Annotated in this window: 14 protein-coding genes; 8 read left to right on the forward strand and 6 right to left on the reverse strand. The window is 71.4% G+C overall.

Annotated features, from left to right (window positions below; translation table 11 throughout):
- Positions 1-25: 25 nt before the first annotated feature.
- Complete coding sequence (gene cysD / locus ABD979_RS05805) at positions 26-871, forward strand: sulfate adenylyltransferase subunit CysD (protein ID WP_345506729.1); 846 nt, start codon at positions 26-28, stop codon at positions 869-871.
- Complete coding sequence (cysN, locus tag ABD979_RS05810; RefSeq protein ID WP_345506501.1) at positions 871-2124, forward strand: sulfate adenylyltransferase subunit CysN; 1254 nt, start codon at positions 871-873, stop codon at positions 2122-2124. Before cysD ends, cysN begins: the two co-directional genes overlap by 1 nt.
- 93 nt (positions 2125-2217) lie before the next feature.
- On the opposite strand, the gene ABD979_RS05815 is transcribed toward cysN, so the two are convergent.
- The 4 genes from ABD979_RS05815 to ABD979_RS05830 are packed head-to-tail and all read right to left on the reverse strand — an operon-like array spanning position 2218 to position 9206.
- Positions 2218-3807 (reverse strand): oligosaccharide flippase family protein, encoded by a 1590-nt coding sequence (locus ABD979_RS05815; protein ID WP_345506502.1) that lies wholly within the window; start codon positions 3805-3807, stop codon positions 2218-2220.
- Complete coding sequence (locus ABD979_RS05820) at positions 3804-5036, reverse strand: serine/threonine-protein kinase (protein WP_345506503.1); 1233 nt, start codon at positions 5034-5036, stop codon at positions 3804-3806. The genes ABD979_RS05815 and ABD979_RS05820 overlap by 4 nt, the downstream gene beginning before the upstream one ends.
- Positions 5033-6691: a hypothetical protein gene (locus ABD979_RS05825; RefSeq protein ID WP_345506504.1), complete on the reverse strand. Its 1659-nt coding sequence runs from the start codon at positions 6689-6691 to the stop codon at positions 5033-5035. Before ABD979_RS05825 ends, ABD979_RS05820 begins: the two co-directional genes overlap by 4 nt.
- A 4-nt stretch (positions 6692-6695) precedes the next feature.
- Positions 6696-9206 carry a hypothetical protein gene (locus tag ABD979_RS05830; protein ID WP_345506505.1) on the reverse strand — a complete coding sequence of 837 codons (2511 nt, stop codon included), beginning with the start codon at positions 9204-9206 and terminating at the stop codon, positions 6696-6698.
- Positions 9207-9545: 339 nt separating this feature from the next.
- Between ABD979_RS05830 and ABD979_RS05835 the strand changes: the two genes are divergently transcribed.
- The 3 genes from ABD979_RS05835 to ABD979_RS05845 all read left to right on the forward strand — a co-directional run bounded on the left by ABD979_RS05835 (position 9546) and on the right by ABD979_RS05845 (position 12451).
- Positions 9546-10364: a sulfotransferase family protein gene (locus tag ABD979_RS05835; protein WP_345506730.1), complete on the forward strand. Its 819-nt coding sequence runs from the start codon at positions 9546-9548 to the stop codon at positions 10362-10364.
- 115 nt (positions 10365-10479) lie between these two features.
- Positions 10480-11472, forward strand: a complete 993-nt coding sequence (locus tag ABD979_RS05840; RefSeq protein ID WP_345506506.1) for a glycoside hydrolase family 26 protein — start codon at positions 10480-10482, stop codon at positions 11470-11472.
- Between the two features lie 118 nt (positions 11473-11590).
- On the forward strand, positions 11591-12451 hold the full coding sequence (locus ABD979_RS05845; protein ID WP_345506507.1) for a phosphatase PAP2 family protein: 861 nt from the start codon (positions 11591-11593) through the stop codon (positions 12449-12451).
- 27 nt (positions 12452-12478) lie between these two features.
- On the opposite strand, the gene ABD979_RS05850 is transcribed toward ABD979_RS05845, so the two are convergent.
- A complete protein-coding gene (locus ABD979_RS05850) occupies positions 12479-13351 on the reverse strand; it encodes a sulfotransferase (protein ID WP_345506508.1) in 873 nt (290 codons plus the stop codon).
- Positions 13352-13544: 193 nt separating this feature from the next.
- Here ABD979_RS05850 and ABD979_RS05855 point away from each other — a divergent pair, with 193 nt between their 5' ends.
- From ABD979_RS05855 to ABD979_RS05865, 3 genes are all read left to right on the forward strand, one after another.
- Complete coding sequence (locus ABD979_RS05855) at positions 13545-14642, forward strand: glycosyltransferase (RefSeq protein ID WP_345506509.1); 1098 nt, start codon at positions 13545-13547, stop codon at positions 14640-14642.
- Positions 14639-15547, forward strand: a complete 909-nt coding sequence (locus tag ABD979_RS05860) for a sulfotransferase (RefSeq protein ID WP_345506510.1) — start codon at positions 14639-14641, stop codon at positions 15545-15547. Before ABD979_RS05855 ends, ABD979_RS05860 begins: the two co-directional genes overlap by 4 nt.
- A gap of 246 nt (positions 15548-15793) precedes the next feature.
- Positions 15794-16750 carry a GmrSD restriction endonuclease domain-containing protein gene (locus ABD979_RS05865; protein ID WP_345506511.1) on the forward strand — a complete coding sequence of 319 codons (957 nt, stop codon included), beginning with the start codon at positions 15794-15796 and terminating at the stop codon, positions 16748-16750.
- A gap of 95 nt (positions 16751-16845) precedes the next feature.
- Here the strand turns inward: ABD979_RS05865 and ABD979_RS05870 are convergent, their stop codons facing one another.
- Positions 16846-17802, reverse strand: a complete 957-nt coding sequence (locus ABD979_RS05870) for a glycosyltransferase family 2 protein (protein WP_345506512.1) — start codon at positions 17800-17802, stop codon at positions 16846-16848.
- Positions 17803-17868 lie beyond the last annotated feature (66 nt).

Raw genomic sequence — 17868 nt, forward strand, 5'->3', positions numbered from 1 at the left:
CCTCGAGGCCGAGGCCATCCACATCATGCGGGAGGTGGTCGCCGAGTTCGAGCGGCCGGTCCTGCTCTTCTCGGGGGGCAAGGACTCCATCGTCATGCTGCGCCTCGCGCAGAAGGCGTTCTACCCGGCGCGGATCCCCTTCCCGGTCATGCACGTCGACACGGGACACAACTTCGACGAGGTGCTCGAGTTCCGCGACCGACGCGTCAGCGAGCTCGGGATCCAGCTCATCGTCGCGAGCGTCGAGGAGGCCATCGAGAACGGCAGCGTCGTCGCACCGCGCGACGGCACGCGCAACCGCATCCAGACCCCCGTGCTGCTGGAGGCCCTCGAGAAGCACGCCTTCACGGCGATCTTCGGCGGCGCCCGGCGCGACGAGGACAAGGCGCGGGCCAAGGAGCGGATCTTCTCCTTCCGCGACGAGTTCGGCCAGTGGGACCCGAAGAACCAGCGGCCCGAGCTGTGGAACCTCTTCAACGGGCGCATCGGCTCGGGGGAGAGCATCCGGGTCTTCCCGCTCTCGAACTGGACCGAGCTCGACATCTGGCACTACATCCGCGAGGAGGGTATCGACCTGCCCTCGATCTACTTCGCCCACGACCGCGAGTGCTTCGAGCGGGACGGCATGCTCTACGCCGTCCACGAGCACAAGCAGCCCCGCCCGGGCGAGGAGGTCTCCACCGTCCGCGTGCGCTACCGCACGGTCGGCGACGCGAGCCTCACCGCCGCCGTCGTCTCCGACGCGGACACGGTGGAGAAGGTCATCGAGGAGATCGCGACCACCCGGGTGACCGAGCGCGGCGCGACCCGCGGCGACGACAAGTTCAGCGAGGCTGCGATGGAAGATCGCAAGCGTGAGGGGTACTTCTGATGGACATCCTGCGTTTCGCCACGGCCGGCTCGGTCGACGACGGCAAGTCCACGCTCATCGGGCGCCTGCTCTACGACACCAAGACGGCGTTCTCCGACCAGATCGACGCGGTCGAGAAGGTCAGCCGTGAGCGCGGCGACGAGCACGTCAACCTCGCGCTGCTGACCGACGGCCTCCGGGCCGAGCGGGAGCAGGGCATCACCATCGACGTCGCCTACCGCTACTTCGCGACGCCCAAGCGCAAGTTCATCATCGCCGACACCCCGGGGCACGTGCAGTACACGCGCAACATGGTGACGGGGGCCTCGACGGCCGACCTGGCCCTCGTGCTCGTCGACGCCCGCAAGGGCATCGTCGAGCAGAGCCGGCGGCACGCGTTCCTCGCGACCCTGCTCCAGGTGCCGCACATCGTGCTGTGCGTCAACAAGATGGACCTCGTCGACTACTCCGAAGAGGTCTACCAGCGCATCCACGAGGAGTTCACCGCGTTCGCGGCCAAGCTCCGGGTGCCCGACCTCACGGTGATCCCCGTCTCGGCGATCCACGGCGAGAACGTCGTGACGCGCTCGGAGAACATGCCGTGGTACGACGGCCCGAGCCTGCTGCACCACCTGGAGAACGTCCACGTGGCGAGCGACCGCAACCTCATCGACGTGCGGTTCCCCGTCCAGTACGTCATCCGGCCGCAGTCCGACGAGTGGCACGACTACCGCGGCTACGCCGGGACGGTGGCCGGCGGCTCGATCCGCAAGGGCGACGACGTCATGGTGCTGCCCTCGGGCTTCACGACCAAGGTCAAGGCGGTCGAGACGGCCGACGGCGAGATCGACGAGGCGTACCCACCGATGTCGGTGACCATCCGTCTCGAGGACGACATCGACGTCTCGCGCGGCGACATGATCTGCCGCCCGCAGAACCGTCCCCACGTCGCCCAGGACGTCGACGCGATGATCTGCTGGATGGACGAGACGACGCCGTTCCGGGTCGGCGCGAAGTATGCGATCAAGCACACGACGCGCACGGCCCGTACGATCGTCAAGGACCTCAACTACCGGCTCGACATCAACTCGCTGCACCGCGACGAGGCGGCAACCACCTTGACGCTCAACGAGATCGGCCGCGTGCGTCTGCGTACGACCGTGCCGCTCATGTGCGACGAGTACAGCCGCAACCGGAGCACCGGAGGCTTCGTGCTGATCGACGAGGCGACGAACCGCACGGTCGCCGCCGGCATGATCACCGAGGCCGTCTGACCGTCGACGACGTCGACAGCCACCCCGCGAGAGGTCCCGCCCGTCACGACGACGGGCGGGACCTCTCGTCGTCGGCCTCGCGCCGACGTGCGGTCAGGTGGTCGCCCGGCCCCGTCGCACCGACGCCCAGAGCTCGTCCAGGCGCAGCGCACGACGCAGCCGGAGCAGCCCGAGCAGGTGCAGCGCGCCGGCGACGAGTGCGACCGTGGTGAGCGTGAGCCAGCCGCCACCCGCCACCTGTTCGACGGCGAGTGGCAGGGAACCGCACGTCACGACGGCCACGGCCATCGTCGCGACGCCCGCCCGCGAGAAGGGCAGGACGTGCACCACGCGGAACACCATGGTCAGGCCCAGGACGTTGCGGACGAGGATCGACGCGGCCCACCCGATCGCCGCGCCGGCGATCCCGAGGCGCGGGATGAGGGCGAGGTCGAGCGCCACCTGGACCCCGAGGCCGACGGCGGTGTTGGCCATGTTGAGGCTGGCCCGCCCGGACATCGTCAGCACGGTGTCGACCATGCCGAAGGCGGTCGAGAGCAGCATGGCGAGGGCGACGACCGTGAGGACCACGCCGCCCTCGGAGTAGCCGGGCCCGAAGACCGCGAGCAGGCTCGAACCGAAGACCATGAGCAGTAGGTAGAGCGGCCAGGCCAGGGCGATCAGCCACGAGGTGGACACCTGGTAGAGGTCACGGACCTGGTGGAGGTCACCGCGGGTGAGCGCCACGGCGAGGCGCGGCTGCGTCGCCAGCATCAGCGCGTTCGTCGCCATCTGACCGACGACGACGAAGCGCGTCGCCGCGGTGTAGAGCGCTGCGTCAGCGGGTGAGGCCAGCACCGCGACGAGGACGATGTCGAGCCGCTGCATGGCGATCTGCATGATGCTCGTCGCCGCGCGGGCCGAGCTGAACGCCCAGAACGAGCGCAGCAGCCCGTGTCGGGTCGGCTCCGCGCGCGTCGGCTCGACACGCGTCGGGGCGTCGTGCTGGGAGGCACCAGCACCCCGCCGGGACGCCAGACGCGCGTTCACGTGCCGGTTCATCCACCAGAGCGCGGCGAGCGCGGCCGGCAGGTACGGCAGCGCCCACCCCGGCGTGAGCAGCCCGGACGTCCCGACGAGGAGGGCGACGGCCACGCAGACGACCTGGACCACGGGGCGGCCGACCATCGTCAGCAGCACCGTGGGACGCATCGAGCCCGCGCCCCGGCTGGCGGCGACGGCGAGGCTCTCGCACGAGGCGAGCGGGATGAAGAGGGCCAGGCCCTGGACGTAGAGCTGCGCCGTCGCGTGCTGGTCGGGGGCCACCTGCCGCGCGATGGGGTCGGCGAGGACGAACGCCGCGGATGCCAGTAGCACCGAGAAGATCGATGTGGGACCGAAGGCCGCCCGCAGCACCCGGTGGGCCGACCACTGGTCGTCGCCGGCCCTGAGGCGCGCGAGGAAGTAGACCAGTCCGGTGTTGGCGCCGAAGTTGGCGATGACCACGAGCACCAGGAAGATCGAGGTGGTGGTGAAGAACACGCCGGCGTCGGCGCGCTCGAGCGACCGGGTCACGATCAGGGTGAGCGCGAACTGTGCGGCTGCCGACACGACGGCGCCACCGAGGTTGGCCATGCCACCACGGGCGACCGCGCCGACCGCGTTCGAGCCGGGCCCGGTCAGCTGTTTCGGTGGACTGCTCATGACGCGGCGGCCGCCGTCAGGGGGAACGATGAGAGGACCGTCGCCAGCCAGCCGTCCAGCCGGCTGAGCCGGGTCCCGGTCTCACCGTCCTCGAGGTACCTGCTGGCCAGGTCGAGGACGTAGAGGAGGACCACCAGGTCGCCCTCCGCCGGCGACAGGCCGAGGCGCTCCACCAGGCGCGGTGCCTGGCGCCGCACGGTCGCGAACGCGGCCACCGGATGCGCCTGCTCCAGCACGACGAGGTCCTGGACCGCGTAGTGGACGGCGTCGTAGCCGACCGGGACTCCCTCGCTGAACTGTTCCCAGTCCCACACCGAGAGGACGTCACCTGACCTGCCCATGTTCCACGGGGCCCAGTCGAGGTGGGCCCGTCCCTGCGAGACGTGCAGCGTGGGGGCCAGGGCCTCGAGGGCCTCGACCGCCCGGCGCAGGACGTCGGCCGCGGGGTGGTCGGGCAGGCAGGCCGTGCGGCGGCCGAGCTCGTGCCACCAGACCGAGTCGGCCAGCGACGTCCGCACGACCTCCCCGGCCTGCACCAGCTCCCGCAGGGCGCGCAGGGAGAGGTCGAGGTCAGCCGGTCCGTCGCTGCTCAACGCCGTCTGCACGAGGACGTCGTGGCCGTTCCAGCGCTGGTGGGCCAGCAGGCGGGGGACCCTCAACGTCGTCCACGGGACATCCCCCAGGACGCGGAGGGCAGCAGCCTCACGAGCGACGAGGGCGTCGGTGAAGTCGCTCGACCCGACCTTGGCGAACGCCGCGCTCGACCCGTCGGCGCGGTGCAGGCGGATGACCGGCTTCTGCACGGCCCGGACGGGCCCGACGTAGAACGACGGCACGAGGTCGGCGCCGAGCTGGCGACCGAGTCGGCTCGGCAGCGAGCCGGCCAGCGCGGCGTCGTTGCCGTCGACGACGACCCGGTGCGGGTGCAGGCGGAGCAGGCCCCAGCGCGCCGCGGCACCGGCCACGGCCAGCACGGCTCGGTCACGCAGGCCCGTCGGCGTCGTGGTGCTGCGCACCGCGGCGGCAGCCACGCGGTGCGGCGTCGCGGGCGTCAACAGCCTGGGTCGGGACGCGCTCGGCAGCGGGACGAAGCTCACGGCGTGCGACCGCGCCGCCCGCCGTGACCGGACGACGACGCCTGCGGCGTCCGGCCACAGCTGGTGCAGCTGGTCGGCGACCTCCTGGGCCGTGCGGCGCTCGGGGGGAGCCGCCACGTCGGGCGAGCTCATGTGGCGGTGCGCACGACGGCATCATCGGACGTCTCGGCGAGGAGGCTCTCGGTCGGTGAGCGCAGCTCTTCGGGTGCGGACACGACCGGGCGCCGCGGGGGCCCCCCGTCGGCCGTCCTCGTCCGGCGGGGCGCGCCGTCACCACGGCCCGGGTCGCGGTGCGCCTCAGAGCCTCCGGAGCTCCCGGAGCTGCCGGAACCGCGCGCGGCGCGTCGTGCGACCGTGGCACTTCCTCGCGGCAGCGCCACGAGCCCCAGCAGCGCCGGCCCCGTCCGCGCGGCAGCGCGCGCCATCCACTCGACCTGCTCGATCGTCGTCAACCGGTCGGTGCAGACTGCCAGGGCGCCGGTCGTGACGAGAGCGAGGTCCCCGCCCGAACCCCCGCCGAGCACGGACGACCCGGCGACGATGACGTAGTCGACGCTGCTCGCGAGGACCTCGACGGCCGCGACGAATCGGTGGCCGGCGAGCAGGTCCTGGGCGTCGGCCGGGCGGGTGCCGGCCCCCACGCGCAGCACGCCCTCGGTGTCCTCGGTCAGCTCACGCAGGGTGGACGACGCGGTGAGGTCGAGCAGCCAGTCACTGAGCCCCGGGCGCGACCCGTCCGCCTCCTGCGTGGCATCGAGCAGGGCGACACGGTAGCCCGCCGAGACGAGCGATCGGGCGAGGTGCCCCGCCGCCGTGACGGAGACGGCGGACCCCTGCTCGGCGTCCACCGGGACGACCCCCACGACCGCGGGGGCGGGCGACAGCCGCGCGACCGACGACCTCAGCATCCGGACGGCCTCGGGGTCGAGCTCGTCACCGGACGTGGTCGCGGCGAGCACGGGGAGGCCGGCGACCGACGCGGCCTCGTCGAAGCGGATGCGACGATCGGTGCGCTGACGCCACAGCGCGAGCACGAAGCCGAGACCGAGACCGAGGGCGCCGCCGGCGACGGTGAAGGCCCACGCGGGGATGCCGTCCGAGGACGTCGGTGCCGTTGCCGGGGCCACCAAGAGCCCGGGGCCGCTGTCGGTCGTCTTGATCGACGTCAACGCGTCCTGAAGGGTCGCGACGCGGTTGCTGAAGAGCTGGAGCCGTGCGACGGCGTCCGCCGGCGGGTTGAGGCTGTCCGCGTCGGTGGTCGCCTTCTTGAGGCCGTCGGACGCCGCCTTCTCCTGCGCCGTCAGATCCGCGACCTGGGCGTCGACGAGCTTCTTGGACTGGGCCGCCCGGAACTCGAGGTAGGACTGGCCGAAGGCCGCGGCCAGCGACTGGGCGGCTTCCGGGCTCGCACCCGATGCGGAGATCTGCAGGATCTGGCTATTGGCCGGGACCTGCGCCGAGATGGCGGTGCTCGACGCGGGCAGGTCGGTTCCGAGCTTCGCGTTCACCAGGTCGGTCACCTGCGGCGACGTGACCAGGCCGGCCTCCGTGCTCATCGCCACGGTGATCTGCGGCGAGCTCTTCGCCGAGTCCTGGGAGAGCGGGTTGCCTAGCGTCGGCTTGAGCATGATCGAGGTGACCGAGGTGTAGTCCGGCTGCTGTCCGCGCGACAGGAGCGTGCCGACCGCCGCCAGCAGCACGACGGGGACCAGGACGAGGATCCAGTGGTGCCGCAGCGCCTGACGGACGAGATGGGGAGTCACCTCCGTGGGGGGAATGGTCTCCATGTCTTCACCTTTCACTTCGCGTGGATCGGCCGGTGCCGATGGCTTGGATGCGGTCGAGCAGCGGCCCCTCCGGCCGCCTACTGTCGACGAGGACTCCGGCGACGCTGTGGCCGCCCATTCTCAGCCGCTTCGCCGCGGTGTCGGCGACGCGGATCCGAGTCCGGCCGTCGACCACGATGATCGTCGCCGTGCCGGCGTGGTCCGCCGGAACGCCGTGTGGCCCAACCGTTCCGGTGGCGGAGTGCGACTGACGGCCGAGGGTGCGCGCGAGCTCCCGCGCGTCCGGCGAGGGACTCGCGGCGACGAAGGTGGCGGCACCGTAGCCACGTACCGCGGCGGAGAGCTCCGAGCCCTGCCGCCGCGGGTCTCCGCTCCAGAGCACCGGTGCCTGCACGCGTCGCGCCAGCTCGTCGCTCCTGCGGGCGCGGGCGCCGAGCGCGTCGCGGTAGTAGGCCAGTCCGAGGCCGACCAGCAGCCCGAGCATGCCGCCCCCGGTCAGGCCGATGATCCACCCGTCGCGGTGCCGGGTGGGCCGTGGTGGCGTCACGACGACCGCGGGTGAGACCTCGGTGGCGTCGAGCCGCGACAGGTGCATCTCGATGTCGGTGATCTGGGCGCGGGCGGCGGTGCGCTGCTGGCGCAGGGCGGTCTGCTGGATCGAGCTCCCGGCGGGTCGGAGCACGTCGACGAGCGTGTAGACCCGGTCCACGGCGAGATAGGCAGCCGTCCGGGCGGCGGCCCGGGACGACAGCTCGTTCCTGACGGTGGCCACGGCTGCCTCGAGACGCGCGTTGCGCTGACTGATGACCACGTCGGCGGCGGCATTGAGGGCGCTGCGCGTACGCGGGGCGCCGGGTCCGACGAAGCGGAGGTTGAGGATGCGGGAGTTGGGGTCGGCCGACACGAAGACCTCGTCGGTCGTGACGGGATGTCCCACCTCTGCGCTCATGGCAGCGAGCACCTCGGCGGAATGGGCGTACGCGCCCTCGGTGTCCATCGACGTCCCGAGCCCTCGGTCGACGAGAGCCGGCGGGTCGGCCGGGACGAAGAGGGACACCGTCGCGCCGGAGGCCCGACCCTGCCGGGACTGGACGCCGTACGCGGCACCGAGTCCGAGTGCGACGCAGACGGTGACGACGACCCAGTGCCGCCGCACGAGGCCGAGGTAGGCGCCGAGGGTGACCTCGACGGCATCCGGCGCCGCACGGACCTCCTCGCGCCACAGGTAGGCCATGCCGACCCCCACGGCGACCATCGACATGCCGATCGAGTCGTAGACGAACATGGTGGTCAGGTGGGCTCCGATGGCGACGACCCCGACGGTGACCTCGCTCGACAGGATCCTGCGTGTGCGCCAGAGCGCGCGGAGGTAGAAGCTGAGGTACAGCCCGGCGCCGACGAGGCCCTGGCTGAAGACCACGAGCCAGAGATGCCCTTGGGTGCCGAGCGCCGGCGGGCTGCACTGCGGGCACTCGGTCGTGGCGCCGCCGGCGATCGAGGTGAAGGTTCCCTGCACGTCGCGGGTCGTGCCGAAACCGACGATGGGCGACCCCTCGACGACGCTCTCCACGGTGGCGACGCCGAGGCTGGTGCGGGTGTCGTTGCTCGTGGGGTTGTCGAGTCGGTGGATGATCAGGTCGGCGAAGTGGGTGCCCGCGAGCACCGCGGCGAGGAGGGCCGCGCCGCCTACGCTGACGACGAGCAGCTTGATGCGTCCCGCCAGCACCGACCGGACGACCACGACGACGGCCGAGGCGATCAGCGCCACCCAGAGTCCACGGTTCAGCGACTGGATCGCCGGGACGAGGGCGAGGGCGAGCACGACGGGGGCGACGGGGCGACGCCACCCCGCGTCGCGGGTCATCCACGCATGGACGAAGAAGGGCAGGAAGCAGGCGAAGTTGAGACCCCAGATGTTGCTGTACGGAAAGGGCGCGCTCGGCCGAGCCGTGTCGGTGGCCGCGCCGGCATACAGCTGCACGACCTGCGGGTGGACGAGGAAGGTCACGAAGTCGGACTGGAGCAGGCCGCCCGGGAGGACGTGCTCGAGCAGGGAGGTGAACTCGAGGTGCGGGACGAGGACACCGAGCCATCCGCCGACGGCGGTGGCGATGAACATCCACGACATGATGCGGGAGACCCGGAGCAGGGACAGCTCCCGTCGCAGGTTCCCGACGTACAGCATGGCCACCGTGGCGGCGACGTACCAGGCCAGGCGATAGGCCCACGTCATGTAGCGACTGCTCGAGTCACCCGGGACGGCGCCGGGCGCGTCGACGTTGAGGACGATCACCCCACACACGACCCAGGCGAGGAAGAGCAGCCAGGCCCCGAAACCCCGGGGCACGAGGATGCGGCGCCGGTGCGCCAGCTCGATGCCCATCAGGACCGCGGCCAGCAGGAAGATGGCGGCGCTGAGGCCGACCACCCACCAGCCGAGGAACCCGAAGGTGACCGCCAGGAGGGCGTTACCGGGCCGACGGATCCAGGCCGTTCGCGTTCTCGTCGATCTCATCTCGTCCACACCCGACGAGAACCCCAAGTCCTGCACGCCACCCCCAAGCCATGCGTCGATGCGCTTCCCATCGGCCACATGGTCCCCACCAGGGCCTGTCCGGCATTCCCCGACGCACGTCGTGAAAGCAGACTCGGCGCGACTGCGCCTCTGACGAAATGGTAGGTGACCCCGGGCGTCCCCGGACGGGCTTGGAGAAAGTTCGTCGCATTCGGTGTCATCACCGACATTCACCCGTGGCAGTGCACGGCTGTCGTTACAGTGACGATCAGTCGACCCGCTCACCGGGGGAGTGGGGACTGTGCTCGAAGGAGACGAGTCACTGTGGGTGACCACCAGATGGTGTTCGTGGGTGGATTGCACCGCAGCGGAACGACTCCCCTCGCCGCAGTGCTCGCCGAGCACCCCGACGTGAGCGGCCTGACGGGCACCGGGGTCGTCGAGAACGAGGGCATCTACCTCCAGGACGTCTACCCCCAGCTCCGCGCGCTGGGGGGCATGGGCCGCTTCGCCTTCAACCCCGACGCGCACCTCACCGAGGACTCGCCGCTGGCGGGCGGTGCGAGCGCCGGTCGGCTCATGGCTGCCTGGTCGCCGTACTGGGACCTGAGTCGCCCGGTACTGGTCGAGAAGTCCCCCAACAACATCGTCATGAGCAGGTTCCTGCAGGCGAGCTTCCCGTCCGCGCGCTTCGTCATGGTGATGCGCCATCCCGTGGTGGTGGCGCTGGCCATGGCCAAATGGGACCCGTTGGTCGTCAACCGCAAGGGACGCCGGCGGGTGGGTTTCGAGGGCTACATACGCCACTGGATCCGCGCGCACGAGATCCTCATGGAGGACGAGAGCCGCCTCTCCAACCTCCTCGTCCTGAGGTACGAGGACCTGGTCGAGGCACCCGAGCAGCAGCTGGAGCGGGTGCGCGCCTTCCTCGACCTCACGGGCCCCATCCCGGCCACCGGCATCAGGCCGGGTCGCAGCGGCTCCTACGTGAGGACCTGGGAGCAGATGCGCACCGGGTCCGTGCTGCGTCGTCGACGCCGGCGGGTCGTGGAGGAGCGCTACGGCGAACGCATCCAGGGCTTCGGCTACGACCTGTCGAGCCTCGGTGTCCTCGAGGGCACGGGCGCCCCGTCCGCCCGCCTCGACGGGAGGGGCTGACGTGGTGACCACGACGACCGAACAGAGCCCGACGGCCGGGACGACGCGGACGATGCGGACACCTCGGACACCTCGGACGCCTCGTGGCGGTGGGCGCCGTGGGCGGCTGGCGGCGATGGCGTGCATCGTCGGGATCCTCGCCGGCTGCTCGTCGGGGCCGCCCGCGCCCCGCACCACGGCGCGGGTGTCGTCCGTGCCTGCCCCGGGCACCTCCAGCCCAGCGTGCCCGGTCGGTCCGCTGCTCGTGCCGGCCTGTGGGCTGCTCGTCGGCGTGACGAGCGCGAAGCCCAACGCCGACTCGCTGGCCCAGTCCGAGGCCGCGCTGGCGCGACCCTTCGACTTCATCTATCGCTTCCACCGGATCACCGACGTCGTGCCCTCCGAGGACGAGAAGGCCCTGGTGCGCGCGGGTCGGCTGTTGCACGTCAGCATCGACCTCGGCCCCGACGACACGTGGGCCTCCGTGGTGTCCGGGCGGTTCGACGTGCAGCTGAGAGCGCAGGCACGTGGGCTCGCCGCCCTTAAGAAGCCGGTGTGGGTCACGTTCGAGCACGAGGCCGACAACCCCGCCGAGCTCGCCCGCGGGTCCGGGGCGGAGTTCGTCGCCGCCTGGAGGCACGTCCGCGACCTCTACCGTGCGGAGGGTGCGTCCAACGCGGTGTGGGTGTGGGTCATGATCGGCACCGAGGCCGGTCTCCCGAGAGCGGCGACGATGTGGCCGGGCAACGACGCCGTCGACTGGATCAGCTGGGACGTCTACAACGCCGCCGGATGCCGGACGGGCACATTCGAGCCCAAGCGGTGGCGCACGTTCGCGGAGTCCATGTCCGTCTTCCGCTCGTGGCTGACGCAGCGCTCGGCGGACCTGGACATCGACCTGTCCAAGCCGATGATGCTGAGCGAGGTCGGCAGCGTGGCCGATCCCACCGACCCGACGCGACGCGTCCAGTGGTACGCCGAGATCCCGGACGTCCTTCGGACGTTTCCCGAGATCAAGGCGGTGACGTTGTGGGATCGTACGGGCAACGGCGCGTGCGACTACCGGTTCAGCGGCGACCCGGGGGTCGTCGCTCCCGTGGCGAAGCTGTTCGACGCGGAGCCGCGCTGAGCGGTCTGTCGTGTCGACGGTCGTGAAGATGACGGAGCACGGCCGATGACCGGTCGGCTCGAGGCCGGCCACGGGGCGGGTACAGATCAGTGGGAGGGGACGGATCGTGAATGCGGTCATGGGTCTGGGTGTGGGGCTGCTGCTCGTCGCGTCAGCCGTCGGAGTGGTCCTGATCAGGACGGCCGAGCGGTGGCGTGCCCCGGCGGCAGTCGCCCGGATCGGGCAGCGATGGAGCGTCGTGGCGCGCACGGGTGTCGAGCAGGTGGGCAGGGTGTCGACGGCGGCTGTGGTCCTCTTCGCCGGCGTGGGTCTCACCATCGCCGTGCTGTGGGCCGTCGGGTGGCCGATCAAGCTCACCGAGAAGCATTTCGACGTTCCTGTCTTCGAGTGGTTCCAGGCACAGCACGAGACCGCCGCCGCGTGGTGGAGTCGCTCGTGGCGGTTGCTGACGAACATCGGAGGGCTGAGCCAGACCCAGTTCCTCACCGTCGCCGGGGCCCTCGTGCTGGCCGTCTGCTGGCGGGCCCGCCGGTGGTGGGTGCCCGTGCTCGTCCTGCCGGTGGCCTACGTCCTGGAGAAGACCCTGCAGGACCTTCTCAAGCTCGTGGTGGACCGTGGGCACCCCCCGACCACGCTCGGCTCCTTCCCGAGCGGCGGGTGCGCGAGGGTCGTGCTCATCTACGGCCTCATCGTGTTCCTCGTCCTTCGCTGGCGCTCACCGGGCCGCCGCTGGTGGGCGGCCGGCTGGTCGTTCGTCGGGCTGTGTGCCGTCATCCAGGCCTACGCGCGGACGTTCAACCTCGAGCACTGGATCACCGACGTGTTCGCTGGCCTGCTCTTCGGCGGCCTGCTGCTCGCGACGATGGTCGGTGTCGTGCACGTCCTGGACCGAGACGTCCCCGGTGGGGCCGGCCGGATCACGGGCGAGCGTGCGTCCCGTGACGACGAACGCCGGGTCAGCGCGCCGGTGGCCCGCTGACACGGCGTTCGCCGGAACGCCGGGGCGTCAGACGGAGATCCACCCCGGCTGACGCCCCAGCAGCTCCGTGAGAGCGCGGTCGTGGGGGGCGTAGTACTCGACCAGTCGAGCGCGCGCCTCCTCGGGCATGGGCTTGCTCGGACGCGCGTTGAACTGGTCGAACCGCGCGGGCAGGTAGTCCTCGAGGCCGAGGAATCGGGTGAGCTCGCGATACTGCTCTGCGGGCTGCGCGAAGTACGACTCGCTGTCGCAGACGAAGACCTGCTCGCGGGGGAAGTGTGCGAACACGCGCTCCAGCTGCTCGGCGTACTGACCCCGCGCGCGGTAGGCGTGGTGACGGTGGGCGTGGCTCTCGTAGGTCGGGTCCGCCGCCATCCGCTCGACCTCTCCGGCGAGCCGGCTGTCCTCGAGGTCGAGCGCGCGCACGAAGTCCGGTTCGGTCTCGAAGCCGCGCGCGAACTCGTGCTTGTAGGCGGAGAAGGCGCGTTCCACCGGGTCGCGCAGCATCGCGACGAGCTTGACGTCCGGCAGGTCCCGGGCGATCCGCTCGATCGCGAAGGGGTGGAACATGTAGTACGTGCAGGCCTCGAACACCTGTGGCTCGCCATGTCGCGCCGTCCGCAGCCTGGCCAGGGCCCTGATCGGGAAATTGCCGCGGTACCAGTCGATTCCGCGCTGGGGATAGAGCGAGTAGTAGTCGACCCCCTTCTCGATCCCCGGACGTAGCACCTGCGGGTGCTCGGCGATGTTCTTGAAGAGCGACGTCGTGCCGCACCGTTGTCCGCCGATGACGATGAAGTCGGGGAGAGCGCGGAGGGAGCGAGTGGCTTGGCTCACCCGGGAGTAGGTCGCCCGGCTCAGCTCGTGGAGCGGCTCGGGCACAAGGGTTCTCAGCTGCATGGTTCGTTCCTGTCGCGACGTCGGTCGGTCTGAAGAGGACGGACGACGCGAAGCGGGCCCCCCGGCTCCACCACCAGTGATGAGAAATATAGGCGAGGGAGCATGCGCTCTCAGCGGTTTCGCCGATTTGTGACGTGCCCTCCTCTACCGTTGAGGCGATGACATCCGGGGGAGAGGCAGTCCGGTGACGGGCGTGGAACTGTGGCACGGCGCGATCCGCCGGAGGTGGCGGCGACGCCCTGCCCCTCGACGCACGCTGCTCGTCGCTTCGACGGGTGGCCACCTCGAGGAGCTCGTGCGGCTGCGGCACCACATGGCTTCGCTCGGAGCGGTCGAGTGGGCGACGTTCGACGACCCCCAGTCACGGTCGCTGCTGGCCGGCGAGACGGTGCACCACGTGCGCTACATCGCGCCGCGCGACCTCGCCGCGACACTGAGCGTCGGCCGTGACGCCCTGCGCATCGTGCGCCGAGGGCGTTTCGACCTCGTCGTCTCGACCGGCTCGGCCATCGCCGTGCCCTTTCTCGGCGCCGCGCGGGCCCTGGGGCGCACCTCGCACTACGTCGAGAGCGCGGCCCGCTCCCAGGGGCCCAGCGTCACCGGGCGGATCGTGTCGCGGATCCCCGGCGTCCGGCTCCACACGCAGTACTCCGGCTGGTCGGGCCGACGGTGGCAGCCCGGGGTCTCGCTCTTCGACGCCTACGTGGCCGAGGACGTGAGTGAGCCACGAAGCCGGGCTCGGCGCGTCGTGGTGACCCTGGGGACGATGCGGACCTATGAGTTCCGCTCTGCGGTGGACGCGCTCCTCGCGACGTTGCCGGAGGTGCTGGCCCCCGATGCCGAGGTGCTCTGGCAGGTGGGGTGCACGGACGTCTCCGACCTCCCGATCGTCGCGCGGTCGTCGGTGCCCGCCGACGAGATGCGGCAGGCCGTCGAGACAGCCGACCTCGTCATCGCCCACGCGGGCGTCGGGTCCGCACTGTCGGCGCTCGATGCAGGGCTGTGCCCCGTCCTGTTGCCCCGCCGCGCGGCTCGGGGCGAGCACGTGGACGACCACCAGCTCTACATCGCGCAGGCTCTGGCCGACCGCTCCATCGCCGTCTCGTGCGGCTCGGAGGAGCTCACGGTCGAGCACCTGTCGCGGGCGATGCGGACCGCGGTGCGCTCGCGCCCGCAGGCGGGACGCGAGCGGGCGTCGACGAGGGCGGGGCGAGTAGCCGAGGGCGAGGACGTCGTGGGGCCGGCCGGAGAGGCGTGTGACGAGAACATGGGACTGGGGGGTGTCGAATGAGCCGCAACACCGCGATCCTCGTGAGTGGGATGCCACGATCGGGCAACACGTGGGTGGCCCGGTTGCTGGCGACGGCGCCGGGAACGGCGCTCACCGGGCGTGAGCCGATGAACCCCCGCGGACGCCAGTACGCGCTGGCGCGCACCCTGACCGGCTGGTCGAGCCTCGACTCCTTGACGCCGCGACAGACGCGGGCGCTCCGGTCGGCCTATCGCGGCACCAATCCGTGGGTCTACAGCAGGTACGGCCGGCGCCAGTGGGCCGCAGTGCTTCCGCGCACCCGCAACATCCTCAAGGACCCGTTCGCCATGCTGTCGCTGCCGGCCGTGGCGCGTACCACCGGCGCCTCCGCGGTGCTCGTCTACCGACACCCGGGGGCGGCCCTGGCGAGCTACCGGCGGATGGGGTGGCAGCCCGACCTCGACGAGCTGGCACCGGTGGTGAGGGCGCACAACGAGGCACGCACCCGCAGCCACCCGGTCGACGAGCAGCCACGTGCGGGCCAGGTCGGGGAGCCCGAGGCCATGGGTCGCTTCTGGAACGCCCTCTACGGGATGGCGCTCAACGACGCCGGACGCGTGCCGGGCCTGCTCGTCGTGTCGCACGCCGAGCTCGCAGCCGGCGGCGAGCGCGCCGCGCGCCGGCTCTTCACCGAGCTGGGGCTCGAGTGGTCGGAGCAGTCGGAGGCGGAGCTGCAGCAGGAGACGGGCGCCGTCGACTCGGGGGAGCTGCACAACCTGCACCGCAGACCGAGCGAGGTCGCAGACTCCTGGCGTGCTCAGCTCTCGTCCGGAGAGCTGGAGACGATCGAGGCCGTGACGAGCGACGTGCGCGCGAGGCTGGAGGCGGCGCGCTTCGTCCTCGACGACCCCGCCGACGAGACCACGTCCCGCCAACCGTCCTGAGCGTGGGCGGTAGTCGCCATTTCGCCCTCGACACCACGGGCCTTGTCGTACGCTCGAAGTCGCTGCGACGAAGTGGGGGAGCACGTGCGACGAACTGCCAACGGGGGCTTGGCCGGCCGTCTGGTCCTGGCGGCTGTGGGCGGGTCTCTCGTCGCCGTCGCCGGTTGCACCGCGGCCAGTCCGGGCGCCTCCCCGGACATCCCGTCCGGGCAGACGTACGTCCCACCGACGTCGTGGACCCCCACCGTGGTCCCGAGCCAGACGGTGACCGGCGACGTGTCGACGTCCCCGGTGCCTCCGCCCAGGGCCGGCTCGGCGCTCGCGCTGCTCGCACGCCTTCGGACCGCCGAGCCGGGGCCTGCCACCGGCTTCTCACGCGCCCGCTTCGGCAAGGTCGACCTCGACGTCGACGGGAACGGCTGCGACACGCGCAACGACGTGCTGCGGCGTGACATGACCAAGCTCGTCCTGGCCGCCAAGAGCAACGGGTGCGCGGTGCTCCGGGGCAGCCTGCGCGACCCCTACACCGGCAGGACCATCAGCTACGTCCGCGGTCCGCAGACGTCGAAGGCGGTGCTGGTGGACTACACGGTGCCCCTGAGCGAGGTCTGGCGATCCGGCGCCGCGGGATGGTCGGACACCAAGCGGGCCGCGTTCGCGAACGACTCGCTCGCCGTGCTGGCGGTCGACGCCGCAGCGGCGCGGAAGCGGGCGAGCGAGCCGCTCACGTGGCAGCCTCCGACCACGGCGCTCCGGTGCGCCCTCGCCGCCCGCCAGATCACGGTGAAGGCGAAGTACGGCCTGAGTGTCGATGCCCGCGAGCGCGCCACCCTCGAGCTGGTGCTCCGGCCGTGCCGCGACGAGCTCGCGACGAAGAGCGTCGCGTTCCGGCTGGGTGGCGGCCGCGAGGAGAAGACGGCGCAGCAGATCGCCAACGAGAAGGCCAAGGCGGCGGCCCAGGCCAAGGCCGCGGCGAACGCTCGGGCCAAGGCGGAGGCGCGCGCCCGCGCCAAGGCCGCCCGGGTGGCGGCCCGGGCGGCCGCGGCTGCCCAGGCCAAGGCGAAGGCAGCCGCCGCCGCCCAGGCGAAGGCCGCCGCCAGGGCCAAGGCCAGGGCTGCCGCGAAGGCCAAGGCCAAAGCGGCCGCCCAGGCGAAGGCAGCCGCCGCCGCCAAGGCGACTACCACTGCCACGCGGTCGAACTGAGGCACGGCCCGACGCCCAGCACGTGAGGGGCGGCCGGCAGGCGCGGGCCACCCCTCACGTGTCGCGGGCCACCCCTCACGTGTCGGGGGCGGCGCTCAGATGCCGTGTCCTCGCTTGTTGAGCGTCTCGGTCACGACCCGTGCCGGCACCCCGGCGGCGACGGCGAGCGCGAGGTAGGCGCGCGGCTCGTGCCAGTTGGCGCGGAGCGCCACGCCCGCGTGCTGCAGGGCACGGCGACGCTGCCCGACGGCCGCGTTGCCGAACGCGAGCTTGCCGTGCATGAGCCCGAGACCGGTCGCCGACGCCGAGAACTCGGGGTGGTGGGCGATGAGCCACTGGTGCGCCTCGTTGCGGTCGAACCAGGCGTCGTTGAAGTACGAGCTGGCACCCCAGACGACGAGGACGTAGGGCACGTCGATGTGCAGCACCGGGCACACCCGAGCCGCGCGGATGAGCAGGTCCCAGTCCTCGGCCATGCTCTTGGGCAGGGTCTCGTCGACGAGCCCGAACTGCTCGAGCGCCGCGTCGCGTCGGAAGACGAAGGCCGACGAGTGCAGCATCGCCATGCGCGAGCGCGCGAGGTGGTCGAGGGTCACCTCGTCGACACCGGCGAGCCGGTCGGTCGTCTGGCCCTGCCAGGTCACCCGCATGGCCGTCGTGCAGAAGACCGCGTCGGGCCGTGACTCGAGCAGGGCGACCTGTGCCTCGAGCTTGCCGGGCAGCCACTCGTCGTCGTCGTCGCAGAAGGCGAGGTAGGGCGTGTCGAGCTCGAGGATGCCGGTGTTGCGGCCGCCCGCGAGGCCGGGAGTCCGGACATTCGTGACGACTCGGACACGGCGGGCGCCGTCCGCCCGTTCGAGCGACAGGTCGGGCTCGCTCTGGTCGAAGACGACGACCACCTCGATGTCACCGGCGTAGTCCTGCTCGAGGATCGAGGCAAGGGCCGAGCGGAGCGGACCAGGACGGTCACGCGTGGCGACGACGACACCGACACTCGGTCGGCGATCCGAATCCGATTCTTGCAGAGCCTCGTTCGAGCGACTGTCCTCCACGTGTGCTTCCCCCGCCGTCTCCGTGCGCCGACGTGGGCGCGAGCTGTTTCGTCGCCTTACAGTGCC

Source organism: Terrabacter aeriphilus, assembly GCF_039542985.1.
GTDB classification, from domain to species: Bacteria; Actinomycetota; Actinomycetes; order Actinomycetales; family Dermatophilaceae; genus Terrabacter; species Terrabacter aeriphilus.